This window comes from Fusobacteriaceae bacterium, assembly GCA_031272775.1.
GTDB lineage: Bacteria > Fusobacteriota > Fusobacteriia > Fusobacteriales > Fusobacteriaceae > JAISST01.
Map to the genome: position 1 here is coordinate 1 of JAISTB010000041.1, position 24,521 is coordinate 24,521.

Below are 24,521 nucleotides of genomic sequence, written 5' to 3' on the forward strand. Positions count from 1 at the left end.
CGCTGAATTACCGGTGATGGAAAACTCCGCCAAAATTCCGCGTCTGCTTTGGAATAATCAATCGTTTCGGATAATTCCGCCAGGACCTCAGCCACCCGCTCCAATCCTCCGATTCTGTCTTCGTAGAGAACCAAATCCAAAGACGTAAACTCCGGTGTGGAGATACATATTTTATCCCGACCGGCAGCTTTTTCAACGATATATTTTGCGGGAATATTATGTTTCGCAAAAAATCGAATGGATGATTCGTTTTTAATCCGGCTTTTAAGCTGATTGGAATCTGCAATCACCTGCAAAACCTGCGGTTGTTGGTGAGCGGAACCATAGATTGCCGCAGCGCTCAGCAAAGCAACATAATAGGTGCGACCGAGACTGTTCATCAGACGGTCGATATACTCAATCGGCGGAACGAACCCCCGCAGCGCGTATTCATCGGGAATAATTACATAAAATCCCTGCCTTGCGGAATACAGACGATTGTTTTTTTTCAGACGATAGATAACGGAATCAATTGTTTTTTGTGGCATGTGGAGAAAATGCGATTTCAATTCTTGAAGATCAAAAGCGATTCTTCCTTTTTTCGGAAGAGAGGTAATCCAATCTCTGACATTATTTGCCGGGTCCATAGTATTTCCTCTGGTCACAACATGGCGGAATATTACTTCATTATTAAAAGTATTTCGTCGCTTAACTGAATTTTACCATGAGAAAACAAAAAATGCAAGAATTTTTGTCTACCAATATAAAATAATAAAAAATCGTGGAAAAATGATTGTTGAAAAGGAGGGCAAGGCATGCCTTACCCCCCTTTTTACAAAATCTTAAAAATATACGCGAAATGCCTGTCCAGGGCGTCCTTCCCTTTGATGAAGTCCCGCTCCCCGATGGAACTTACGATGTCTTCGTGGGATTTCTGCAGGCCGTCCTGATTGTCGGGATTTTCGAAGATCTTCCCCCGCAGGTAGCCCACGTAAAACTCCATCAGGTTGTCGAAGGACGTCAAGTTGTTTAAGATATAGGCGTTTTTGCCGATGCCGGCGACGCCGTAGTGGATTTTCTTGTCATAGATGATTTTGATCTTTTCGCTCTCGCAGTTTCGGAGCATCGTCGCGAAGTGCTCCAATTCGGCGATATCTTTGGCCGTGGCTTTCTGGATCGCCAGAGACAGCGACTGGAGCTCCAGCGCGTAGCGGAATTCCATGAGTTCCCGGATGTTGATGAGGTCCAGGGAATACATCAGGGACATGATTTCCACGAGACTGCGGGAAAAATTGTTTGTGATGTAGTTGCCCGAGCCGTGCCGGACTTCGATGAGACCCATCCGGTCCAGGATTCGCAGGCCTTCCCGCGTGGAATTCCTGCTGATGTTGAGCTGCTCGGCCAGGTCCCGTTCAGGGGGCAGTTTATCCCCGATCTTGAACGCGTGGCTGATGATTTTGTCTTTGATGTAATTGATCAGTGTTTCATAGGATTTGTCTGCCGCCATGAATACTCCCTTTTTCCGCTAATTACCTGCGCTGCCGCCGCATCTGGAACGCGATGACGATGCGCTGCACTTCGTTTGTCCCCTCAAAGATCTGGAAAATTTTGGCGTCTCTGAGCAGTTTTTCGACCGGATATTCCTTGGAATAGCCGTAGCCGCCGAAGATCTGGATCGCGTCGCTGGCCACCTGCATGGCGATGTCGGAGGCGTAGCACTTGGCGATGGCCGCTTCCTTGGCAAAGGGGAGCCCCATATCGAACAGCGTCAGCGCGTGGGCCGTCATCTGGCGGGCCGTTTCGGTCTTGATTTCCATGTCGGCGAGCTTGAATTGGATCGCCTGATTTTTGATGATGGGCTTTCCGAACTGCACACGTTTTTTCGCGTAGGCCAGCGCCTCGTTGATGGCCCGCTGGGCGATGCCCGTGGCGACCGCGCCCATCCAGGCCCGGGCCTGGTCCAGGGTCTTCATGGCAATGTCAAAGCCCTTGCCCTCTGCGCCGATCATGGCCGAAGCCGGTACGCGGCAGTCCTCGAGGACCACGTCGCAGGTATTGGACGTCCGGATCCCCATTTTGTCTTCGTGATGGCCCGTCGAGAGGCCCTTTGTCCCCGCCTCGATAAAAAACATCGAGATGCCGTTGAGCCCGGCCGATTTGTCCGTCATGGCCGTAACGCAGTAGAACGAGGCCACGCCGGCGTTGGTGATAAAGCATTTGCGGCCGTTCAGCACCCAGTCGTCGCCGTCTCTGACGGCTACGGTCCGGCCCGCCGAGGCGTCGGATCCCGCGTTGGGTTCCGTGAGCCCGAAGGCCCCGAAGCCGCCGTTCACGATAATCTCACAGGCTCTCTTTTTCTGCGCGTCGCTGCCGCCGATGATGACGGGCTTCAAGGCCAGGCCGTTTCCCGAGAGCGTGATCGCGAATCCCGCGTCGGCGATGGCCATTTCTTCCATGATGGCGGCCATCGTGAGCTTGTCGAGGCCCAGTCCGTCATATTCCACGGGGACTTCCAGCATATGGAGCTGCATGTCGATGGCCTTGTCGTAGATCTCTTTGGGCCATTCGCCGCTTTTGTCGTATTCCTTGCATTGTTCCTTGACTTCCTTTTCGCAAAACCTTCTGACTTCCTTGATGAGTTCTTTGGATTCTTCCGATGTGATGATATAAGGCATTTGTTCCCTCCGTTTATGGTTTTATGGTTTGTTGTGCGTTTTTTACGGTGGCGGCGATGCTGCCCCGGGCCGGGCGTATGGTCAGATCTTCGCCGGGTCTGACGTCGGCGGCGTTTTTCACGAGCTTTCCGTCCCGGTCATAGACGAGACTGTATCCCCTTTCAAGGATATTCAGGGGGTTGAGCCCCGAGAGCTTGCTTTCTCGGTACATGAGGTCGCCGTAGCGTTCCCGGAACATCCGGGTCAGCTCCCTGTCCAGCTGTTTTTGCCGGTCTTTCAGGAGCCCCCCCTTTTCGGCGGGCATTTTGAGAAAATTTTTGAGCCGGTAGTCGTTCTGCCGCGTTTCGATCTCGTTTCTCAAGTAGTCGAGGTATTTCCGGTAAATGCTTCGGAGATATTTCCAGCGGTTGACGAGTTCAAAGCGTGTTTTGGTCTTTTCCGGTATGGCGATTTCCACGGCCTGGGTCGGCGTCGCCGCCCGGACGTCGGCCGTAAGGTCCGTAAGGAGCAGGTCGATCTCATGCCCCACCGCCGAGATAATGGGCTTTTTGCAGTTGTAGAAGGCCAGGGCCGTCTGTTTTTCATTGAAGGCCCAGAGGTCTTCGATGCTGCCGCCGCCCCTTCCCGCTATAATGAGGTCGATGTCGTCCAGGGCGTCCAGGACCGCTATGCCTCGGGCGATTTCCTCCGCCGCCCCCGCTCCCTGTACTTTGGCCGGATAAATGTAGATGCGGATTCTGTCGTCCCGTTTCCGCGTCGTCTGGATGATGTCGTGGACCGCCGCCCCGGTCAGGGCCGTGACAACGCCGATGGCCCGGGGATACTGGGGCAGAGATTTCTTGTGTTCGGCGTCAAAATAGCCCTTCTCGGCCATTTCCCGCTTCAGGCGCTCCAGCCGGGCAAAGAGGTCCCCGAGGGCGTTTTTTTTCTCGATGTGCCGGGCGAGGATCTGGAATTCCCCTTTGTTTTCGTAAAAGCCGACGTCGGCGAAAACTTTGACCGCGTCTCCCTCCCTGAGGTCTTCGGGGATCCGCTTGAGCTTGTATTGAAAGGCCGCGCACTTGATCTGGGCCTTGTCGTCCTTGAGGCTGAAATAGAGGTGTCCGCTCTTGTAGTAAGAAATGTTGGACATTTCCCCTTCGATAAAAAAATTGTGCAGGGCGTCGTTGTCCTCGAGATAATTTTTGACGCGTCTCGTGAGCTCCGAGACCGTATAAATCCTGTCTTCCATGGTCAGAAACTTTCGAGGGCGAGCACGCAGGCGACCGCTAATTTCGCCCGCTCAAAGAGCGTTTCGACGACGGCGTATTCCCGGTCCGAATGATTCCATTCACCCTTGACGCCCATCTGATCGACTGTCGGGACGCCGGCCCGGACCGAAAACGTCGAGTCCGATCCCCCGCCGGAAACAATGGGGTGGGGCTTCGGAAAGCCCAGTTCTTCCGAGACTTTGGCGACCAGGGCAAAGAGCCTGTCGTTTCCCGGGGTCCGTTCCATGGGGCCGATGCTGACATGACTTGTGTATTCGGTATGCGTTCCCTCCACATAAGTTTTTTTGGCGATGGCCAGGAGTTTTTCCTCCACTTCGGCGTAATCCTCCTCTTTCATGACCCGGACGTCCACTTCCATGGTTGCCTTTCCGGCTACGGCGTTTCTTGTGACGCCGCCCTCGACTCTGCCGACGTTGAACGTGAGGCCCCGGGGATAATCGTTGAGGTTCTGAATATCGATGATTTTATGGGCCATTTCGAGGACCGCGCTTCTGCCCTTTTCGGGTTCCCGACCCGCGTGGACCGCGACGCCCGTAATCGTAAAATCATAGGAAGCGGAGCCCTTGCGACCGACGACAATGGCGTTTGCCACATCTCCGGTTTCGAAATTGAAAGCGGCGACGCAACCTTTCGCTTCGTTTTCAAAGACAGCGGCCATATCGGTCTGCGGATGCCCTGTCTCTTCGTCCCCGGCGAGGACGATCTTGATCTGGCGCTTGTCGTAGCCCGCTTCCATGAGGGCTTTGGCCACATAGAGCTGGATCACGACGCCCGCTTTCATATCCAGCGCGCCGGGTCCCGTAGCCTTGCCGTCTTTGATTGCAAAGGGCCGGGCTTTGGCCGTCCCGTGGGGGAAGACCGTGTCGTAGTGTCCCATGAAGCAAACGGGGGCAAGAGCCGTTTTTTCACCAAAGGCGGCCTTGAGACCGTTTCCCGCGCCGGCGAAGGGAATGACTTCCGCAGTCGCTCCGAAAGCTTCCAGCTTGTCCCGCAAAAAAGCCGCGACGACGTCGACGTCGGCCTTGTCCATGGTACCGCTTTCCATGTTGACGAGGGTTTTCCAGAGATTCAGCATTTCGTCCCTTTTGGCGTCCAAAAACGCAAAGGCTTTTTCTTGCACTGCTTTCATTTTATGCCTCCTGTTGTGTGAGTTGTTTTCGGTCAAATCGCGCCGCGCATTCCACATGGGACACCATGGGAAACATGTCGAAGGGAAAGACCTCGGTCAGGTCGTAACCCAGCGTCGTCAGAGCCCGGGCGTCCCGCGCGAATGTGGCGGGGTCGCAGGAAATATAGACGATACAGGGAATTCCACTTGCGGCGAGAACCTCGGGGATATGCCTGTCCAGTCCCTTTCGCGGCGGGTCGAAGAGGACGCCGTCAAGGATTTCTCCGCCTGCCGTGAGCTTCGGCAGCAGGTCTTCGACGGCTCCCGTCATAAAATCGATATTTTTTATCTTGTTTTCCGCCGCCGTCCGCCTGCCGTCTTCAGAGGCTTCGGGCACGGCTTCGATGGCGATGACCCGTCCCGCTTCTCCGGCCATGAGCATGGCCAGGGTTCCTGTCCCCGAAAAGGCGTCGACGAGGGTTTTCCCCCGGATGTCCCCGAAAAGAGAGATCGCCTTTCGGTACAGGTTTGCCGCCTGCTTGACGTTGATTTGGAAAAAGGACAGGGGGCTGATATGAAAGCGGATGCCCGCGATTTCTTCCCGCAGGGTCTTTTCTCCCCAGAGATGGACGTTCTTTTTGCCGATGGCAACGTTTGTCGCCCTGTCGTTTAAAGAAATATACAGCGAGCGGATTTCCGGGAATTTGTCTTTCAGGCGATGCAGGACTTGGGTCTCTTTTTTCCCGGCGGCGCCGCTGTTTGTGACCAGGACGACCATGGCCTGACCGGCTTCGTTTGTGCGGATCATCACATGGCGCAACAACCCCTTCCCGCTTGTCTCATCGTAGACCGAAAGACCCGCCTCGTCGCAAAGGGCCGTGAGCGCTTCGATGATCCGGTTTCCGAGGACGGAATTGAGCGGGTTCTCCCTGACCGCGAAGACCTCGTGGGAGCGCCTACGGAAAAAGCCCGTGATGAGCTTTCCCTGTTGCCTTCGGAAGGGTTCGATGATTTTGTTGCGGTAATGGGTGATCTGCGGCGACGGCGCGACATCCGCCACGACCACGCCGGAGAGTTTCCCGACGCCTTTGAGGGTCTCCTCCACGATGATTTTTTTATATTTGAGTTGGGCCTCGTAACGCAACATGGCGAAATCACAGCCCTGCCAGTCCTCAAAGCTGATGTTTTCCGTTCCGCCGACCCGCTCGGGACCGGAAACGAGGATTTTTTCGATGAGTCCCCGGGCGTAGGTCTTTTTGACGGAAATGAGCCGTAAGGACAGCCTGTCGCCGGGTACGGACATGGGCGCGAATACCGCGAAATCACCGTAATATCCGAGACCTTCGCCGCCCGCGACGATTTTTTCTATGGTAAGCTCGAGGACATCCCCCTTTTTCAGATTCATGGGAGCTCCTCGTCGTCCCGTTGGCTCTTGATCCTGAAGGGCCGGATATTCCGACTGTCGACTCTCTCCATGTTATGGTTTTGCTGCATTTCGGCCATGATCCGTTCGGAATCGGCCGCGTCGGCGTACACGCGGTTTGCCTTGTCCAGCTGGTTCCGGATGTTTTCAAGTTCCGCGGTTTTGGCGGCGTTTTCGCGCTCAAGACCCGCGATCTGGATCTTGACGGCGCCGTAGGCCACCAGGAGCACAGCCACAAAGAAAGATAAAAAGAAGATTCTTTTCATGGAAACCGGTCCTTGTTACAGTTTTTCGGCGACGCGCAGCTTGGCCGAATGGGCTCTGTTGTTCCGTGCGAGCTCATCGGGTCCCGGCGTGAGCGGTTTTTTCGTGAGAATTTTGACGGCGGGTTTTTTCCCGCAGACGCAGACCGGCAGATCCGGCGGGCAGGTGCAGCCCGCGGCCAGTTCCCTGTACAGGTTTTTCACGATCCGGTCTTCGAGTGAATGAAAGGTGATGACGGCCAGACGCCCCCCCGGAGCGAGGAACGCGACGGCCTTCCGCAAGGCCTTTTCGAGGACTTCAAGCTCACGGTTCACTTCGATTCGGAGCGCCTGAAAGGTCCTTTTGGCCGGGTGTTTAAGCGTTTTTTCCGGGAAGGCGCGGCGGATCACAGCGACAAGTTCTGTCGTAGTAACGATTTCCTTCCGCGCCCGTTCCGCCGCTATGGCCCGGGCGATTTTTCGGGCGTGGCGCTCTTCCCCGTATTCATAGATGATTCTGCTGAGCTCCTCTTCGGCGTATCCGTTGACGATATCTCTGGCGGTAATTCCGCCTTCGCGGTTCATGCGCATGTCGAGGGGGGCTTCGTGTTGATAGGAAAAGCCCCGCTCGGGGTCGTCCAGCTGCGGCGAGGAGACGCCGATATCCATGAGGATCCCCTGTACAGCGTCGACGCCCGACATATAGAGCACGGCGTCGAGATTTTCAAAATTGTTCCGGTAAAGGGAGACCTGTTCCCCCCAGGGGGCCAGCCGTTCCGCCGCCCGGTCGAGGGCTTCCCCGTCCTGGTCGACGCCGATGAGCCTGCCCTCCGGCGAGAGCGCCCGGAGGATCCCTTCGGCGTGTCCGCCGCCGCCCAGCGTGCAGTCGAGATAGATTCCGTCCCGGGCCGTGACAAGAGCGTCCAGGGTTTCTCTGTACAATACCGGGATATGGGTTTCCGCTGTCTTTTGTTCCATCTTTCCCCCGATCACAAAAAAATCAGCCGGATCAATACGCGCTGGATCAGACCCACGACAAACATGAGAATCAGGGGCGAAAAATCAATGCCCATATTGGGGAGCCAACGCCGTATGGGCGCGAGAAAGGGCTCCGTAATCGTATAGACAATGCGCCCGAGAGCGCTGTTGCGAAAACTCCAGGGCAGCCATGAAAAAATACAGCGGATCAGCAGGATGATGTCGATGATCCTGCCCGCCTTGGTAATGATCTGGTATAAAATATAACTGCTGCGCATGTTGACTCCGGTGGTTGTTGTCTAAAAGCGCCCGTGGAAACGGGTTTTTTCAAATATTATTCAATAAATAATGCTTCGCCTTGACGGAATATTCCCAGCCTGACCAGACCGTAAGGATCACGGGGATCAGCATCAGATACATCATCGGGAAGCGTGCGGATCCGAGCTTGATCGCGGGGCCTGTCAAGAGGATCAGGATGATGACGATCATCTGGCTCGAGGTCTTGTATTTGCCCAGTTTTCCTGCCGGTATGATTTCCCCGTTGGCCGCCGCCAGCATGCGGATGCCGCTGATGAGGAACTCCCGGGCGATGACGACGATGGACATCCAGGCGGGGATGTAGTCCAGCTTCACAAAGAGGACCAGCGCCGAGATCACGAGAATCTTGTCGGCGAGCGGGTCCATGATTTTTCCGAAATTGCTGATCAGATCGTACTTTCTTGCCAGATAACCGTCAAAAAAATCCGTCAGGGACGCGACGATAAAGATCACAAAGGCCATGAGCCGGAACCAAATTCCGTGGGTTTCCGAGGCTTGTAAAAAATAAATAAACGGTACGGTCAGGATGATGCGCATGAATGTCAACTTGTTCGGCAGATTCATAATTCACGTATTATACGCGCCGTTTCCGGTTCTCTAATACTCCCTCCTTCATCTATGGTGTCATATGGTCTTGTTGACAATGGTCCCGGTAAAGTCATAATCGAAATTCTGCTCGAGACGGACCGTGACAAAATCCCCGGCTTCCACCGCGCCTTCTTCGATGCTGACGTTCCCGTCGATATCCCAGGCCTGGGTCTCCATGCGACCTTCGGGCGGATCTTCTCCATGGGCGGATTTGTCCACGAGAACTTGTACCTCGCGGCCCAGCATGGCTCTGTTTTTCCGGTCGGCGATGTCCCTTTGCAGATTTTGCAGTTCCACCGCCCGTTTTTCCTTTCGCGCCCCGGGGATCTGCCCGGGCATATTCGCGGCCGGCGTCCCTTCTTCGCGAGAATAGGGAAAAACGCCCGCGTAGTCAAAGCAAAATTCCTCGAGGAATTCCTTCAATTCCTTGAATTCCGCCGCGGTCTCCCCGGGAAAGCCCGTGATGACCGATGTGCGGAAGGCCGCTCCCGGAAGGGCTTCGCGGATTTTCGTCAGTTTTTTCCGGATGTCTGCGCCCGTCATCCGCCGTCCCATCAGCTTCAGCAGGCGGTCGCTTATGTGCTGGACCGGAAAATCGATATAGTTACAAAGTTTTTCTTCGTTTTTGAGCAGCTCGAGGAGCTCATCGTCAAAAGAAGCGGGATAGAGGTAATAGAGCCTGATCCAGCGGATCCCGCCGACGCCCGTGAGTTCCCTGAGCAGTTTCGGCAGCGAGGGTTTTCCATAGAGATCACGGCCGTATTCCGTCGTTTCCTGGGCCAGAAGATTGAGTTCCTTGACGCCTCGGGCGGCCAGTTTTTCCGCTTCCCGGACAATATCCCCGACGGGCCTGCTCCGCAGCGGTCCCCGGAGTTCCGGAATCACACAGTAGGTGCATTTCCGGTCGCAGCCCTCGGCGATTTTGAGATAAGCCAAATGGGCCGGGGTCGTGAGGAACCGGGCCGTATCGGCGTCAGGCAGAAAACCCGCGTCGCCGCAGCGGACGACTCTTTCGTTCCGCTCCGTTTCCCTGAGCGTCTCCGCTATGCCCGCCACGTCGCCGGTACCGACGACGGCGTCTATTTCCGGCATGGCGGCCAGGAGTTCCTCCCGGTACCGCTGGGCGAAACACCCGGTCACGATGAGCTTTTTCAGTTTGCCTGTTTGCTTGTATCGGGCGACGGAAAGGATGGTCTCCACGGATTCTTTTTTGGCCTGTTCGATAAATCCGCAGGTGTTGACGATGATGACGTCGGCTTCCGCAGGGCGGTCCGTCAATGTCGTCGTTCCGTCTTTCATGAGGATGCCGGCGGCGTTTTCGCCGTCCACGAGGTTTTTGCTGCATCCGAGGCTGATCAACGCGAGTTTCATGAGCTTATTGCTGATCCTCTTTCCGGATCCGCTTTTTGCTGAGGCTGATCTTGCCGTTGTCTGTCCCGATGACCTTGACTTCAAAGACATCGCCCATTTTAAGCACTTTTTCGATCTTGTCTACGCGCTGTTTGGAAATTTCGGAAATATGCAGCAGGCCCTCTTTTCCGGGCAGGATTTCCATGAAGGCGCCGAAATCCTTGATGCTCACGACCCGTCCCTCGTAGATTTCCCCGACTTCGACGTCTTTGACGAAGCGGTTCACGAGGCGTACGGTCTCGTCCAGGGCCGCGAGGTCCTTGGAGTAGATGAGGACGGATCCGTCGTCGTTGATATCGATAATGGCGCCGGTCTGCTCGATAATGCCCTTGACGTTCTTGCCCTGGGGTCCGATGAGGGCGGAGATCTTGTCGACGGGGATCATAAGCCGGTGGATACGCGGCACGTTTTCTTTGAGTTCGCCCGGCTTGGGAATCGTGCTGTTCATGAGCTCGAGAATCTGGAGACGGGCCTTGAGGGCCTGGGTCAGGGCGATCCGCATGATCTCTTCCGTGATGCCGGTAATCTTGATGTCCATTTGCAGGGCCGTGATCCCGTTTTTCGTACCGGCGACCTTGAAGTCCATATCGCCCAGGTGATCTTCGAGACCCATAATATCGGTCAATACCGTAAATTCATCGCCCTGCTTGATGAGGCCCATGGCGATTCCCGCCACGTGCTCCTTGATGGGAACGCCCGCGTCCATCAGCGAAAGGGATCCGCCGCAAATGGAAGCCTGGGATGAGGAACCGTTGGATTCCGTGATTTCCGAAACGACCCGGACCGTATAGGGGAATTCTTCCTCAGTTGGCATCACATAGCGCAAGGCCCGTTCGGCCAGGGAACCGTGTCCGAGTTCTCTTCTGCCCGGCGCGCCCATTCTCCCGGTTTCTCCGACGGAATAGGGCGGGAAGTTGTAGTGCAGGTAGAATTTTTTGTAGTAATCCTCCTCGAGGTTGTCCACGTGCTGCTCATTTTCTTTTGTGCCCAGCGTGGTGATCACGAGGGCCTGGGTTTCTCCCCGGGTAAACATGGCCGAACCGTGGGGTACCGGCAGGACGCTGATTTCCGCGAAAAGCGGCCGGATTTCGTCCGTCTGTCTGCCGTCCACCCGGTGCTTGTGGTAAAGGATGGAATCCCGCACAAACTGCTTCATGAGATCGTGGTAATAGGTCTCGAACTCGGCGACGACATCCTCGGGAACCTCTATTTCCTCTATAGTTTCCAAATGTTCCGGGTTGTAATTTTCATTGACAAATTTTGTATATAATTCCTCTCTGAGGGCGTCGACTGCCTCGTCCCGGTTCTGCTTTCCGAGGGTCATGACGGCGGCCTTGAGCCGCTCCTGTCCGTTGGCGTCGATAAAGTCCTTGACCAGAGGCAGGACGGGCTTTTTCTCGAAGGCAAGCTTTTCTTTGCCGAGCTCGGCGGCGATCTTTTCCTCGAAGGCGCAGATGGTCTTGATGTGTCCGTGGGCAAAGAGAATGGCTTTGAGCATGGTCTCTTCGTCCAGTTCCCGGGCGCCCGCTTCCACCATATTGACGGCGTCTTTCGTGCCGGCCACTTTGAGCTCCAGCTGACCTTCCTTGATCTGGGCCGGCGTGGGATTCAGGATGAATTCCCCGTCGATCATGCCGACGGTGACACCGGCCACGGGTCCCATAAAGGGCAGATCCGACAGCATCAGAGCCAGGGACGAGCCCGTGATCCCCATGTGGTCGGGCGTGTTCAGATCGTCAAAGGACAGGACCGTATTGACGATGTGGACGTCGTAGCGGAAACCGTCGGGGAACAGGGGACGAATGGGCCTGTCGATGAGCCTTGCCGTCAACGTGGCGTCCGTGGAGGGCCGGTTTTCTCTTTTATTGAAGCCCCCGGGGAATTTCCCCGAAGCGTAGTACTTCTCGATAAAATCCACGGTCAGCGGGAAAAAGTCTCCGCCCACCCGGGGTTCCTTCCCGCGGTTGACAGTGTTCAAAAGCACGGTATCCCCGTAGCGGGTTACGACCGCTCCGTCCGACTGCCGCGCGTATTTGCCGATGGAAAGGGAAAGGACGCGTCCCCCCAGCTCCAGTTCATAAATTTTTTCGTCAAACATTCTACCTCCAAAATGAAATCATGTATTTTCACAACAATACGACGCGTCATCCCGAAGGTAAATAATAAGGAGAAATCAAAAAACACGCCGTTTTTTGATCACTTCTTACTACTTACCGGGTATATCCGCGCGATGTATTATTGTAGATCCAATATAGTATACCATATCTTGCCCCCGTAAAACAACAAAAAAAATCCTTCTTTCGAAGGATTTTTTTGTTTTTTGTTTAAGCGGTGTAGTCGAAGAATCCCGAGCCGGTCTTTCTGCCGAGCTTTCCGGCCCTGACCATCTGCCGCAGCAGCCTGGACGCCCGGTATTTGGAATCCTGCGTTTCCGCGAAGTAGGTATCCATGATGTGCAGACAGGTGTCGAGACCGATGAGGTCCGACAGCGCCAGAGGACCCATGGGGTGGTTGCAGCCGAGGACCATGGCCTTGTCGATATCGGCGGGACTGGCCAGACCTTCCTCGAGGACGATGCAGGCCTCATTCAGCATGGGGATCAGGATCCGGTTGACTACGAAGCCCGGTCCTTCCTTGACTTCGATGGGGTCTTTGCCCACGGCTTTGGCGAGCTCATAGACCGCTTTGAACGTCTCGTCGGAGGTCTTTAGGCCCCGGATGACTTCGACAAGCTTCATGACCGTGGCCGGGTTGAAGAAGTGCATCCCGATGAATTTTCCTTCCCGTTTGGTGGCTGAAGCGATTTCCGTGATGGAAATGGAGGACGTATTGCTGGCGAAAATGGTTTCAGGTTTGCAGAGTTTATCGAGTTCGGCGAAGGTGTCTTTCTTGATTTTGACGTTCTCGAGGATGGCTTCAAGGACGAGATCGGCGTCCTTTGCCGGATCGAGGGCAACGGTAAACGAAATTTTTCCGAGGATGGCGTCTTTTCCCGCGGCGTCCATCTTTCCTTTGGCGACAAGCTTTTCGAGTCCCTTGACGAGTTTCTCTTTGGATTTGGCGATGATTTCATCGTTGATGTCCCGGAAAACCACTTCGAGGCCGGATTTGGCGAAAACCTGTCCGATGTCGAGGCCCATCTGTCCGGCGCCGACGATAAATACTTTTTTCACTTTGATTCTCCTCCTTCTAAAGAAATAATAAATCTGTATACCGTATCATACATCAAAAAAGATATTCTGTAAATAGAATTTTTATGGCGACATAGAGAATTTTTTGTCTGATAAACCAGATTGGAGCATACAGTCGCCTTTTTCCGCCATAACCGCAACGAAGCGGGCGAAAGTTGCAAGAAGAAATTTGCGTGGACAAAGCGGGCGTTTTGTGGTAAGATGTGAGAAATGGGAGGGTTATCGAAACCCACGTGAAGGAGACGGCATGATGAAAACCGTAAAAGACATTGAATCCACTGCAATAGGCGTTTTACGGGAGTACCCCGTCAAACGCGCGGCGCTGTTCGGTTCCGTCGCGAGGGGCGACATAACCGAGCAAAGCGATTTGGATATGCTGGTTGAATTATTACCGGGTACGCGTGGAATCAGATTTTTCGGATTGTTGGACGATTTGGAAAAAACCTGCGGCTGCCACGTTGATTTGCTCACTTTCGAAGCGCTGGAACGCGAGGCGCGCGGCCGCTTCAAGGAAAATGTCAAGCGGGAAATGAGGGTTATTTATGAACGAGAGGATTGAGGACATTCTTGAACATATGCTGGAAGACGCCCGTGATGTGAAGGAGTTTGTCGGCCGTGTAGCCTCGTATCTGGAAATCGTGTGGGATACAGCCGTGAACTCTATTCCTGAACTGCTCGAATTTCTGGAAAACGAGCTTGTGAAGTAGGCGTTTTAAGAGGTAACGGATAAACGCTCCCCGCTTTTATTTTTTTTGTCTTTCCGCTGAATTTGTGATATAATAAGGGCTGTAAGCGAAAGCCTCCGGAGGTTTTTTCATGAAGAAAATCAGAGTCACCGTGCCCGAAGACGTCTGGCGGATGATGAAAAACGACATCGACGAGTTCGGGATCAACAACAACAAACTCTGCAACTATATCTTGACCGAGCTCAAATACAACAAAAACCTCGATGTGGATAGACTTTTGGAGCCCCTCGGCCGCCCCCTGAAGCGGATCATCCAGTTCGACCTCAATGTCTCCAACAAAGAGATCTACTACGATATCCTGCGGGAAAACGGCGTCGACGTGGAAGCCGAATATTTCCGCGAGCTCTTCAGCCTCTACTGCGCCAAGTTCAAATATCAGCGGGAGCTTTTTATTTTCCGGGACAAGGTCAAGGATATCGTCGACGCGGTCCGGGAAAAGAAAAAAATCAAGATCAAAACCATGGGCAAAGTCCTGACGGTGGAGCCCTATTTTATCAAACGCGAAGAACAGGGCGACGAGAATTTCCTCTTTGCCTGGAACGACGAGCAAAAGGCCTACCACAATTATAAACTGAAGGAATTGGAAATCGTTTCCGTCCTGGACGAGCGGATCCGCGGCAAGGATAAAAAATATATCGAAAATGTCCGCAAAAATTTTGACCCCTTTCTGGGAAACGGCAACATCGTCAAGGTCCGTCTGACGAAGGCAGGCGAGGCACTGCTCCGGAGCCTTACGGCTTCCCGGCCCAGATTTCTCAAAAAAGAAGGCAGCGTTTGGTATTTCGAGACGGCCAACGAAAACGCCAAACTCTATTTCCGGCAGTTCCTGGAGGACGCGGAAATCCTTGAGCCCCTTTCGCTCCGGCGGGAAATCCGGGAGGAATATCTGCGGGTTCTTCAATTGTATAAAGAATAAGCATATATGGCATATATGATACAGACACGAAAACGCATGTTCGCATAACGGAATATTGTGTGTTTTCTGAAAGAAAAACGGGAGAAAACAATTTTGCAACGATTCCAGAAAATACATCCAAAAATGGTATTGATCATAGTTTCCTGCGGGTGAAACCCGAAACGCGAATATGGCCATTTTGACCCAAAAAACACAATATATTGTAATCGTTATTATTATTCACACAATATATTGTTTTTTTTTTGGAAAACGTTGTAGAATATGGGCAAGTAAATATATTCTATTTATTACCGGATCCCCGGCCGGACCGACGGGAGGCGATACCCGCCCCGCGGGGGAGACGGGCAACATCAGGATGCAAAATGCGTCATACTTACAAGGAGGGACCATGAAAAGGGTCATTAAAAGAGAGGGGAATATTGTACCCTTTGACGGCAGCAAAATTGCCAATGCGATAACCATGGCGTTCAAGCAGAACGCAAAACCGGTGAACAGGGAGCTCATCGACAGAATCGTCTCCCAGATTACAAACCTGGATACCCGTATCCTGCATGTCGAGGAAATCCAGGACATGGTCGTCAAGAAGCTGATGTCTTCGACCGAAAAGGATATCGCAATGTCTTATCAGAGCTACAGGACATTGCGGACGGAAATCCGGAACAAAGAAAAAGGCATATACCGCCAGATCGGTGAGCTCATTGACGCTTCGGACCCCCAGATGCTGACGGAAAACGCCAACAAGGACAGCAAGACCATTTCCGTGCAACGGGATCTTTTGGCGGGGATCTCGTCCCGGGACTACTACTTGCACAAGGTCCTGCCCAAGCACATCGCGGCGGCCCATGAAAAGGGCGAAATCCATATCCACGACCTCGACTACCTGATTTTCCGGGAGACGAACTGTGAACTGGTCAACATTGAAAGGATGCTGGCCGGCGGCTGTAATATCGGCAACGCCAAAATGACGGAGGCCAATTCCGTCGAGGTGGCCGTGGGCCATATCGTGCAGATCATCGCCTCCGTCTCGTCCAATACCTACGGCGGCTGCTCGATTCCCTACATCGACCGGGCTCTTGCGCCCTACATCAAAAAAAGTTTCCGGAAGCACTTCCTCAAGGGGCTCAAATACATTGAAAGACTGCCGGAAGACGAAATCAAGGTGATCAGAGACTTTACCGCCATTGAGCACGGTAATGACGCCCTGCAGGAACGCTGGCCCGAAAGCTGGCAATACGCCTCGGACATGACGACGGATTCCGTCCGCCAGGCCATGCAGGGGCTGGAATACGAAATCAATTCCCTTTCGACCGTAAACGGCCAGACGCCCTTTACGACCATAGGGCTCGGCACCGAGACGTCCTGGGAAGGCCGGCTCGTCCAGGAATATGTGTTCAAAACCCGTATGGAAGGCTTTGGCGCGAAAAAGGAAACGGCCATATTCCCGAAGATTGTCTTCGCCATGACCGAGGGACTCAATTTCGACCCCGGCGATCCCAACTGGGACATCGCGCAGCTGGCCTTCGCCTGCATGACAAAATCCATTTACCCCGATATTCTCTTTGTTTCCAGAGAGCAGTGGGAAAATGGGACCGTCGTCTATCCCATGGGCTGTCGGGCCTTTCTGTCCCAGTGGTTTGACAAGGACGGCAAGGAAACTTACGCCGGACGGTTCAACATGGGGGCCACGTCCATCAACCTCCCCCGGATCGCCATCAAGAACAAAGGGGACGAGGCCGGATTTTACAAGGAATTGGACCGGATCATGGAGATCTGCAAGGAAAACAACATGTTCCGGGTGCACTATCTCGAGAAGACCCAGGCGGAAATGGCGCCGATCCTCTGGATGTCCGGAGCCATGGCCGTCAAAAGCGCCGGAGAGACCATTTCGGATCTTGTCCGGGGCGGGTACGCCACCATTTCCATCGGATACATCGGCCTTTCCGAAGTCTCCCAGCTCCTGTACGGCAAGGATTTTTCCCAGGATGAGGAAGTCTACGAAAAGACCTTCAATATTTTGAAATATATGAGTGAAAAAGTGCTGCAATACCGGAAGGAAACCGGCGTCGGCTTCGCCTTCTACGCGACGCCCAGCGAATCTCTCTGCGACCGCTTTGCCCGCATCGACAGGCGTGAGTTCGGCGACATCGAGGGGATCACCGACAAGGGTTATTACGACAATTCCTTCCATGTGTCCTCCCGCATGAACGTCAATATGTTCGACAAACTCCGTATGGAAGCTCTCGGGCATAAATACTCGGCCGGCGGCCACATCAGCTATATCGAGACCGATTCTCTGCAGAAAAACCCCGAGGCCATCCATTCCATCCTCAAGTACGCGCGCGGCGTCGGCATCCACTATATGGGCATAAACCAGCCCGTGGACAAATGCCACAAGTGCGGCTTTGAAGGGGAATTTCTGGCGACGGAGGAAGGCTTCCAGTGTCCGCAATGCGGAAACAAGGACAACGACCAGATGAATGTCATCCGGCGGGTTTGCGGCTACCTGAGCCAACCCAACGCCCGGCCCTTCAATGAGGGAAAACAGAAAGAAATCGTCGGTCGCGTCAAACACGGTTCATAATGACCTCCTGATTATATTTTAAAGTGCCTGCACAGCACGAACACCGATCGTAGCGGCGGCCCCTCCAAGGCCGCCCTATGGTTGTGGAAAAAAATACCCTCAGCGAGGTTTTGAGATGAATTATTCCGATATCAAATACGCCGATATGATCAACGGCGAGGGGATCCGGGTCAGCTTGTTCGTCAGCGGCTGCGGCCACGCCTGCGAGGGCTGTTTCAATAAAGTCTCCTGGGACGAATGTTACGGCAAGCCTTTTACGGCGGCGACCGAAGAGGAGATTTTCAGCTATTTTGAAAAATACGGTCCTTCCCTGAGGGGGCTCTCCCTTTTGGGCGGCGATCCGACCTACCCCAAAAACGTCCTTCCCCTGACGACATTTTTGAAAAACTTCAAAAATCGTTTTCCCGGCAAAGACGTCTGGGTCTGGAGCGGCTATACCTGGGAACAGATTGCCGCAAACCGGGATCTCTACGGCCTGCTCTCTCTCTGCGACGTCCTCGTGGACGGGCCCTTTGTGGAAAATCTGAAAGACATCACGCAAAAATGGAAGGGGAGCCTGAATCAGCGCGTGATCGACGTCAAAAAAACCATCGCGGCCGGACAGGTCGTCCCTTACGGGAAATAAGCGCGAAAGCCCAAAACAACCCATAGCTTGCAGCAAAAAGCCCCGCGTCTAAGGTAAGGCGGGGCTTTTTGTCGACGCGAAAATTTGTGTCGAATTTTTCAAAAAAAGTCTTGACCTTTTGGGCAAAAAGGTGTATGCTATCAAAAATTATTTTATGCCCGTTTTACAAAGATTTGTAAGGAAACAGCTGAAATACGCGTTTTTTCAAGGGTACATGTATTCGCACGGAACGGATCACTGTCTTGCGCCGCAGAATTCCCATACTCAAACCGATAGGAGGATGTTCGAAATCCTTTTTTCATTTACCGAAAATCCCTCGTCGGAACAGTGAACCGCCCTGACGGATAAATCCGCAGATCAACTGCGAAACAAACAGGGGGGTTCAACATGAAACACAAGATCACAAAGGCAAAGGGGCCGGAAAAAACCGGCGGTTTTTCCGTTAAAGATTTGCGACGGCGCGTTTACGCGACGGTTCTGCTGCTGCTCTTTCAGACGCAGATCTTCGCGGGGATCGTCCCCGACCCGATCACCATCGGCACAAGGGCGACGCGGACGGCGACGGGGATCGATCAGGTCGACATTGCCCGGCCCAACGCCAACGGCGCGTCTTATAACGCCTATAAAGAATTTGACGTCGATGAAAAAGGGCTGATCCTCAATAACAATATCTATATCGTCGTCGATACAAAACTGGCGGGCCTGATCGCCCGCAACCGGAATCTGGACGGCGGCGTGGAGGCAAAGCTCATCATCAACGACGTGACCGGCGCCAAGGCCTCGCAGATCAAAGGAATCATCGAGATCGGCGGCGCCAGGGCAGATGTGGTCATCGCCAACCGGAACGGCCTCAACATCAACGGCGGCGGCTTCATCAACGTCGGAAACGCGACGCTGACCACGGGCAGGCTCGTTCTGAAAGACGGCGATCTCGCCGAAATCGAAGTGGATCAGGGCCGGCTGGACATCGGGTCCAAGGGGATAGACGCGACGAGTCTCGAGTCTCTGGATCTGAGCGGAAAGACCGTCGGGATCGGCGGACCCGTCAAAGGTTCGGAGCGGACAAAGGTCCGCGTGTCGGCGGGGGCCCAGAATATCCAATACAAGACGAAAAAAGTCACGAGCAAGGGGAAAACCTACGAAGGCGTTGCCATTGACGGCAAGGCCCTCGGCTCCATGTATTCCGGAAAGATCGACGTCATCTCCAACGACAAGGGGGCCGGCGTCAATCTGCAGGGCGATCTGATCAGCCTTGACGACATGACGCTAACGTCGGCGGGTTCTCTGACGACATCGGGCAGTGTGCGCGGCGTCAAAAAAGTCCGATACAAGGCGCAGGACAAAGTCCGGATCGAGAAAAGCCTCGACGCCGGAGAAAAAGCGGAGATCGAGGGCGCGACCATTGAGCTTGCGGCCGCTGTTACGACCGGATATGAAAATGCGGCGTCCGACGCCCTAAGCCTTGAAGCGGCGGGCGGAAATATAAGCAACAGCGGGGATATCGAAGCCTTCGGCGTTGCCAAATTGAGCGGGACATCCCTCGACAACTCAGGGAATATCGTGACGCCTGATTTGCGGATTTCCGCAACCGAGCTGGCCAACAGCGGCGCGATTCAAGCGGCGGCATTCACACTCGGCGCGGACAGTCTTTCCAACAGCGGTCTGATCCAAACGTCCGAGATCAATCTCGGCGCGAACAAACTGGTAAACAGCGGCTTGATCGGCGTGGAAAAGGGAATCGCCGCGTCCGGAAAGACATTTTTCAATACGGGCCTCATCACCACGCCCGGCGCGCTTCATTTGACCTATGACCATATGGGGAACATCGCAGGGACGCTCTACGGGGAGAAGGCCGTCGCCCTTGAAGGCCTGAGCCTGGACAATACCGACGGCGTGATTTCCACCCTCGGCAAGTTGACGATTGATGTAAAGGATCTCCTGAACCGCTACGGCGTCGTCTATACGGATGGCGCCCTGACCATCGCGACCGCGGACCTCCTTGATAATACCGGCGGGATCCTGGTGGGCGAGCTGGATTCGCTCGGCGGCAATAAGCTGATCAATGAGGAAGGTCAGATCCTGACCAATCGAGCGCTGACGCTGGCGAGTCTTTATACGGACAACACAAAGGGCGAAATTTTCACGCCCGAAAGCATCACCGTCAGCGGGGACGTCTTCATCAATGACGGCGGCTATCTCCATACAAACAAAGGCATTACCGTTAATGTAAGCCGGGCGAGCAACCGGGAAGGCTTTATTCTGTCCGACGGACTCACCAAAGAACTGCTGGCGGCTATGGAAGAATCGCCGGCGGCTGAGGCGGAGGAAATACCCGTCGTGGAGACGGCGGAAGAAGAGCGGGAAACAGCTGCCTATGACGGAATCCGGCTGATGTCCAATACGCTCGACAACACGAAAGGGACCATCCGGAGCCTCGGCGACCTCGTGATCTCGGCGGATACGACCAACGACGGCGGCGCGTTGACCGGCGCGAATATCGACTACACAGGGAATATGTCGAACAAAAACGGTCTTGTTTCGGGAGACGCTATCGTCCTTAAAGGAAACATAAACAACAGTGCCGGGAGCGTATCGGGCGATGTCATCACCGTTAAGGGAAACATCAGCGGAAACAGCGGCGGCGTCCTTGCGGGCGATGTCATCGAAATCAGCGGCAATACCAATAATAACGGCGGAGAAATCCAGGGCAATGAGATCGCCTTTGCCGACGGGAGCGTGACGAACGCTTCCGGAAAGATCCTCGGCGGCGCCGTGACCGCAGATGCCAATATCGGGACATTCAATAACGACTACGGCTTCACGCAGGGACTCGGCTACGTCAATCTGACGAACGTCTCCAATGCTCACGGGACAATCACTTCAGATTACAGCGTCTCCATCGCGAACAGCGGAAATCTCAACAATAACTACGGAATAATCGAGGCGAAAAGCGCCGACTACGGCATTGAAATCACGGCGGGCGGGACGCTTCACAACGAATCCGGAAGCATCAAATCCCCGGGGACGGTCTTTGTCAATACGGGCGGCGCGCTGGTTCTCGATGAACGGATTCAGGGAAATACGGCCACATCCCTCGCGGGAAGCGTCATTTCCGTAAACAAGAACCTCTACCGCACGGATATCGTAGAATTGACGGCAAGAAACGGCTTTGCCCTGAACGGATCCCTGGACGCGAAACAACTGAGTCTGAATACGGGGGTTGTCGTTACCGTCAACCACGCCCTGAACGGCCGGGAAGGCCTCTACATCAACGCGCAATCATTGACCAACACCAGCGTCCTTTCCTCGGGGACCATGGTCGCGCTGAGATTGGGCGAAATCAAGACAAAAAAAGTTACCAATGAAGAAGGAAATCTTGTGGACGAGGAATATGTCGACTACAAGATCAACAATAAACTTTTCAACAACGGAACGATCACCTCCCAAAAGGATATCTACATCGCGGCGGGCGAGATGTACAACGAGGAAGGCCACGCGATCAGCGCGCCAAACGGCAGTATTGTGCTGGAGGGAATCAATCTCTACAATACAGGCGCCGTTTCCCGCGCGGGGAACAGCGTCAGCGTCGGAAACGGCGGGCAAATCAAAGGAAAAGAGGTCTATATCAGCCTGAGCGGCAGCCTAATCAACGGATTCCGGGATCCCGGCGGTCTGGAAACCCGGACGGACGGTACGCTGAAGGACAACCGGACCGTTTCCGGCGGGGCCGTCGGCGCCATTGCCGGTACGCAGACGACCAACGTTTCGGCCGGAAACGTTGAAAATAGAGGAAATATCGGAATCGCAGGGTCGGGCACGACCTTCGTGGGCGCAACGGGCCGGATCGTCAATGAAAAAATCGGAAATTACGCCGGCGGGAATATTTTGGGCTTTGATGTGTATGTGGACGGAAACGGCGGCGTTGTCAATACCGGCGCGCTGATCCGGGGAACAAATTCCACGAGCGTCCGATCGCTTTCGGGAACCATTCTCAACCAGACCACGGTAAAAGACGGGGAAATCTGGTTCTCCCACAAGGAAGAAAGCGCCACGGATACGTTCATCTTTTATCCCAATGGCGATGAAATCAAGAAATTTGCCAAAGCCTTTGAAAACGCCGGCAAAGAATTCCCCGGCATGAGTGGATATTTCTCCAAAATAAATCTGTCTGACGCGTCCTACGTCGACGTAACGGATCTGCTTGCCAGCGTCCCCGCCGATGTCCGGGCCGAGTATCAGAGACAGAAAGCGGCGGGAAAATCCGTCAGAATTGTCGCGGCCTATGCCCCTTCGCAAGAAATCGGCGGAGAAAACGGGGGATCCACAACGCCCTGGTACAGTTTCCAGGTGCTGGAAGCGCATGAGGTCGTCGATCTGACCGGAGAAGGACTCAACAATATCGGAACGATCACCTCCGACGGCCTCGTTTGGCTCGAAGGAAACAATATCGAAAATATCGGCGGCTTGATCGCCGGAAACGCGGGAACGACCCTTGAAGCGAAGAACGACATCAACGACAGATCCATTGCCATAGGCTATCGTTACTCCGGCAGCGACAAATCCATCAACGACGGCGGCTATCTGGGTCACGGCGACTGGGATGTGGCCTCCGGGATCAGCAATATTTCCGGGAGAATCGGCGCAGGGGGCAGTACTTCTCTGCTGGCCGGTCGGGACATCAATCTCGTCAACAGTGAAATCGCGGCGGCCGTCAACGCCATCTTTTACGCGGACCGGTATTTGAACAGCCTCGCGGTCTATGACACCGTCTACCGCTATGACTATGACGAGTGGACAGAAGGCGGCCGGTTAAACCGGAAAAAATACAAAGAGACATTTATTGTCAACAATAAGCTGATCAACGGGACGGAAATCGTCGCCGGCGGCAATATTCTCTTCAATATGGGACTCAAAGACGAAAACGGCGTCGAGCGGGCCAACAAAAACCGCGGCGTTTACCTCGAGGAAACCCTGACCCATGCCACAAACGGTTCTCTGGGCGGGAAATCCCTCGGCAACATTTACGTGGAAGGCGGCCTCAACAGCCTCTATTCCTATCATCAAAGAATAAAAAAGCGGAGCGGTATCAGCAAGCTATTCGGCGACGCCTATGATGAAAGAACCGAGAACTCGCAAGAAATCTACAGTCTTGCGGACATCTACAGCAAGAAGGACATCGTCTACGCCTCCGACGGAAAACTGACCATAAAGGGCGCGGATATCTACGCCGAAGGCAGCATCCACCTGAGCGGAAAAAAGGGCGTTTCCATTTTGCCGGGAACCGCCTCGTCCTACTATATGGAATACCTGAAGAAAAGCGGCTGGACCTCGAGCTTTTCCATCGGGAAAGGCGGCATTTCCGTCGGCGTCGGCTACGCAAAGAGCAAGAGCAAATATGAACAGTGGAATTTTGACGTGATCAAGAGCGTAATCCGGGCGGACGGAGATTTTATCGTCGTCAGTGAGGAAGGCAACTACGAGCAGATCTCCACGGACATCAATGTAAAGGGCAACGCCTCTATCACCGCCAAAGACATCATCATCGGGGACATGGCCTCGACCGTGAAGATCAAGCAGGAGCAAAGCAGTTCTTACATGGGAATCGGCCTTTCCATCGGCATGCCTATCGTTTCTACGGCTCTGGCCCTAGTGGACGCCGCGAAAAATCCCGAGAGAAAAATGGGCGGGCTCAATACGGTCACGGCCGCCGTGCAGGCGCGGAAAGCCTATAATGATTTTCAGAGCGCGGCCAACGCCATGATGCTGGGAGGAAATTATTTTGCGGTCAATCTGTCGCTTTCCTTCAGCAAGAACAAGAGCAAGTACCAGAGCGAAGCCGTGAATTCCGTCGGGAGCGCGCTCAATGTGGGCGGGAACCTCACGATAAACGGGGACAATCTGCACGTTACCGGAAGCAAGATTGATGTCAAAGGGAATATCGATTATTCCATACTCGGGAATATTTTGGTAGAAGCGGGCCGGAACGCCTTCTCGGAAAGCTCTAAATCAAGCGGATTCAGCCTCGGCTTTTCCACCAACGCGCTGGACAAAGAAAACAACTTCAATCCCATTGCCGACAAAAACGGGATTCTTCAGCTCGGCTACAGCACAAACAAAAGCTGGGCCGACGGCGTGAACTGGAATGTGTCGACGATCACGGCGGGCGGTAATACGAACTATAACGTCGGCGGAGACGTCATTTACAAAGGAGCCGTTGTGACCACCGGCAGCGTCAGCGGAACCATAGGGGGAAATCTCTATACCGAAACGTTGCAAGACTACTTCAACGGGGGGCAGAAAGGGTATTCGCTGAGCGTCGGCATCGGGTTCGGGAAACACAAGGAGCGCGGCAAGAACGGGACCATCACGGAAAGCGACAATCCTTATCTCCAGTCCCTCGGCGTCGGATACGTCACCGGACATACGGAGACAAAGCTCTCCAACAATCCGACGAAGTTTACGGCCAACGG

At 54.1% G+C, this 24,521-nt stretch carries 19 protein-coding genes; 6 read left to right on the forward strand and 13 right to left on the reverse strand.

Annotated elements, in window-relative coordinates; translation table 11 throughout:
- From LBQ97_09895 to LBQ97_09955, 13 genes are all read right to left on the reverse strand, one after another.
- Nucleotides 1-626: type IV toxin-antitoxin system AbiEi family antitoxin (locus LBQ97_09895; GenBank protein ID MDR1833016.1), on the reverse strand; the 626-nt coding region annotated here is incomplete at its 3' end.
- Between the two features lie 185 nt (nt 627-811).
- Entirely contained in the window at nt 812-1,486 is a 675-nt protein-coding gene (locus tag LBQ97_09900; GenBank protein ID MDR1833017.1) for a GntR family transcriptional regulator, read from the reverse strand.
- A gap of 22 nt (nt 1,487-1,508) precedes the next feature.
- Nucleotides 1,509-2,654, reverse strand: a complete 1,146-nt coding sequence (locus LBQ97_09905) for an acyl-CoA dehydrogenase family protein (protein MDR1833018.1) — start codon at nt 2,652-2,654, stop codon at nt 1,509-1,511.
- A 13-nt stretch (nt 2,655-2,667) separates the two neighbouring features.
- Nucleotides 2,668-3,885: an exodeoxyribonuclease VII large subunit gene (xseA, locus tag LBQ97_09910; GenBank protein MDR1833019.1), complete on the reverse strand. Its 1,218-nt coding sequence runs from the start codon at nt 3,883-3,885 to the stop codon at nt 2,668-2,670.
- A gap of 2 nt (nt 3,886-3,887) precedes the next feature.
- The gene (locus LBQ97_09915; GenBank protein MDR1833020.1) at nt 3,888-5,054 is read right to left on the reverse strand and encodes a M20 family metallopeptidase; all 1,167 of its coding nucleotides are present in this window, start codon (nt 5,052-5,054) and stop codon (nt 3,888-3,890) included.
- Between the two features lies 1 nt (nt 5,055).
- Nucleotides 5,056-6,438, reverse strand: coding sequence for a 23S rRNA (uracil(1939)-C(5))-methyltransferase RlmD (rlmD, locus tag LBQ97_09920; protein MDR1833021.1), 1,383 nt, complete (start codon nt 6,436-6,438; stop codon nt 5,056-5,058).
- On the reverse strand, nt 6,435-6,722 hold the full coding sequence (locus tag LBQ97_09925) for a hypothetical protein (GenBank protein MDR1833022.1): 288 nt from the start codon (nt 6,720-6,722) through the stop codon (nt 6,435-6,437). Before LBQ97_09925 ends, rlmD begins: the two co-directional genes overlap by 4 nt.
- A gap of 15 nt (nt 6,723-6,737) precedes the next feature.
- Nucleotides 6,738-7,676 carry a 16S rRNA (cytosine(1402)-N(4))-methyltransferase RsmH gene (gene rsmH, locus LBQ97_09930; protein ID MDR1833023.1) on the reverse strand — a complete coding sequence of 313 codons (939 nt, stop codon included), beginning with the start codon at nt 7,674-7,676 and terminating at the stop codon, nt 6,738-6,740.
- Between the two features lie 11 nt (nt 7,677-7,687).
- Nucleotides 7,688-7,954: a YggT family protein gene (locus LBQ97_09935; protein ID MDR1833024.1), complete on the reverse strand. Its 267-nt coding sequence runs from the start codon at nt 7,952-7,954 to the stop codon at nt 7,688-7,690.
- A 49-nt stretch (nt 7,955-8,003) separates the two neighbouring features.
- Nucleotides 8,004-8,558, reverse strand: coding sequence for a CDP-diacylglycerol--glycerol-3-phosphate 3-phosphatidyltransferase (pgsA, locus tag LBQ97_09940; GenBank protein MDR1833025.1), 555 nt, complete (start codon nt 8,556-8,558; stop codon nt 8,004-8,006).
- Nucleotides 8,559-8,618: 60 nt separating this feature from the next.
- On the reverse strand, nt 8,619-9,953 hold the full coding sequence (rimO, locus tag LBQ97_09945; GenBank protein ID MDR1833026.1) for a 30S ribosomal protein S12 methylthiotransferase RimO: 1,335 nt from the start codon (nt 9,951-9,953) through the stop codon (nt 8,619-8,621).
- Between the two features lie 4 nt (nt 9,954-9,957).
- Nucleotides 9,958-12,090, reverse strand: a complete 2,133-nt coding sequence (gene pnp / locus LBQ97_09950) for a polyribonucleotide nucleotidyltransferase (GenBank protein ID MDR1833027.1) — start codon at nt 12,088-12,090, stop codon at nt 9,958-9,960.
- A 226-nt stretch (nt 12,091-12,316) separates the two neighbouring features.
- The gene (locus LBQ97_09955) at nt 12,317-13,165 is read right to left on the reverse strand and encodes a 3-hydroxybutyryl-CoA dehydrogenase (GenBank protein ID MDR1833028.1); all 849 of its coding nucleotides are present in this window, start codon (nt 13,163-13,165) and stop codon (nt 12,317-12,319) included.
- Between the two features lie 265 nt (nt 13,166-13,430).
- Between LBQ97_09955 and LBQ97_09960 the strand changes: the two genes are divergently transcribed.
- The 6 genes from LBQ97_09960 to LBQ97_09985 all read left to right on the forward strand — a co-directional run.
- Nucleotides 13,431-13,742, forward strand: a complete 312-nt coding sequence (locus tag LBQ97_09960) for a nucleotidyltransferase family protein (protein MDR1833029.1) — start codon at nt 13,431-13,433, stop codon at nt 13,740-13,742.
- Nucleotides 13,726-13,890, forward strand: coding sequence for a hypothetical protein (locus tag LBQ97_09965; protein ID MDR1833030.1), 165 nt, complete (start codon nt 13,726-13,728; stop codon nt 13,888-13,890). Before LBQ97_09960 ends, LBQ97_09965 begins: the two co-directional genes overlap by 17 nt.
- A 109-nt stretch (nt 13,891-13,999) precedes the next feature.
- On the forward strand, nt 14,000-14,845 hold the full coding sequence (locus tag LBQ97_09970; protein ID MDR1833031.1) for a WYL domain-containing protein: 846 nt from the start codon (nt 14,000-14,002) through the stop codon (nt 14,843-14,845).
- Nucleotides 14,846-15,233: 388 nt separating this feature from the next.
- Entirely contained in the window at nt 15,234-17,426 is a 2,193-nt protein-coding gene (gene nrdD / locus LBQ97_09975) for an anaerobic ribonucleoside-triphosphate reductase (protein MDR1833032.1), read from the forward strand.
- A 115-nt stretch (nt 17,427-17,541) separates the two neighbouring features.
- A complete protein-coding gene (nrdG, locus tag LBQ97_09980) occupies nt 17,542-18,051 on the forward strand; it encodes an anaerobic ribonucleoside-triphosphate reductase activating protein (GenBank protein ID MDR1833033.1) in 510 nt (169 codons plus the stop codon).
- Between the two features lie 387 nt (nt 18,052-18,438).
- A partial coding sequence (locus tag LBQ97_09985; GenBank protein ID MDR1833034.1) for a hemagglutinin repeat-containing protein occupies nt 18,439-24,521 on the forward strand: 6,083 nt, incomplete at its 3' end.

Bases quoted from the DNA above. Each gene is read 5' to 3' on its own strand.
- LBQ97_09900 (MDR1833017.1), bottom strand. From the start codon at position 1,486: ATGGCGGCAGACAAATCCTATGAAACACTGATCAATTACATCAAAGAC.
- LBQ97_09905 (MDR1833018.1), bottom strand. From the start codon at position 2,654: ATGCCTTATATCATCACATCGGAAGAATCCAAAGAACTCATCAAGGAA.
- xseA (MDR1833019.1), bottom strand. From the start codon at position 3,885: ATGGAAGACAGGATTTATACGGTCTCGGAGCTCACGAGACGCGTCAAA.
- LBQ97_09915 (MDR1833020.1), bottom strand. From the start codon at position 5,054: ATGAAAGCAGTGCAAGAAAAAGCCTTTGCGTTTTTGGACGCCAAAAGG.
- rlmD (MDR1833021.1), bottom strand. From the start codon at position 6,438: ATGAATCTGAAAAAGGGGGATGTCCTCGAGCTTACCATAGAAAAAATC.
- LBQ97_09925 (MDR1833022.1), bottom strand. From the start codon at position 6,722: ATGAAAAGAATCTTCTTTTTATCTTTCTTTGTGGCTGTGCTCCTGGTG.
- rsmH (MDR1833023.1), bottom strand. From the start codon at position 7,676: ATGGAACAAAAGACAGCGGAAACCCATATCCCGGTATTGTACAGAGAA.
- LBQ97_09935 (MDR1833024.1), bottom strand. From the start codon at position 7,954: ATGCGCAGCAGTTATATTTTATACCAGATCATTACCAAGGCGGGCAGG.
- pgsA (MDR1833025.1), bottom strand. From the start codon at position 8,558: ATGAATCTGCCGAACAAGTTGACATTCATGCGCATCATCCTGACCGTA.
- rimO (MDR1833026.1), bottom strand. From the start codon at position 9,953: ATGAAACTCGCGTTGATCAGCCTCGGATGCAGCAAAAACCTCGTGGAC.
- pnp (MDR1833027.1), bottom strand. From the start codon at position 12,090: ATGTTTGACGAAAAAATTTATGAACTGGAGCTGGGGGGACGCGTCCTT.
- LBQ97_09960 (MDR1833029.1), top strand. From the start codon at position 13,431: ATGATGAAAACCGTAAAAGACATTGAATCCACTGCAATAGGCGTTTTA.
- LBQ97_09965 (MDR1833030.1), top strand. From the start codon at position 13,726: ATGAACGAGAGGATTGAGGACATTCTTGAACATATGCTGGAAGACGCC.
- LBQ97_09970 (MDR1833031.1), top strand. From the start codon at position 14,000: ATGAAGAAAATCAGAGTCACCGTGCCCGAAGACGTCTGGCGGATGATG.
- nrdD (MDR1833032.1), top strand. From the start codon at position 15,234: ATGAAAAGGGTCATTAAAAGAGAGGGGAATATTGTACCCTTTGACGGC.
- nrdG (MDR1833033.1), top strand. From the start codon at position 17,542: ATGAATTATTCCGATATCAAATACGCCGATATGATCAACGGCGAGGGG.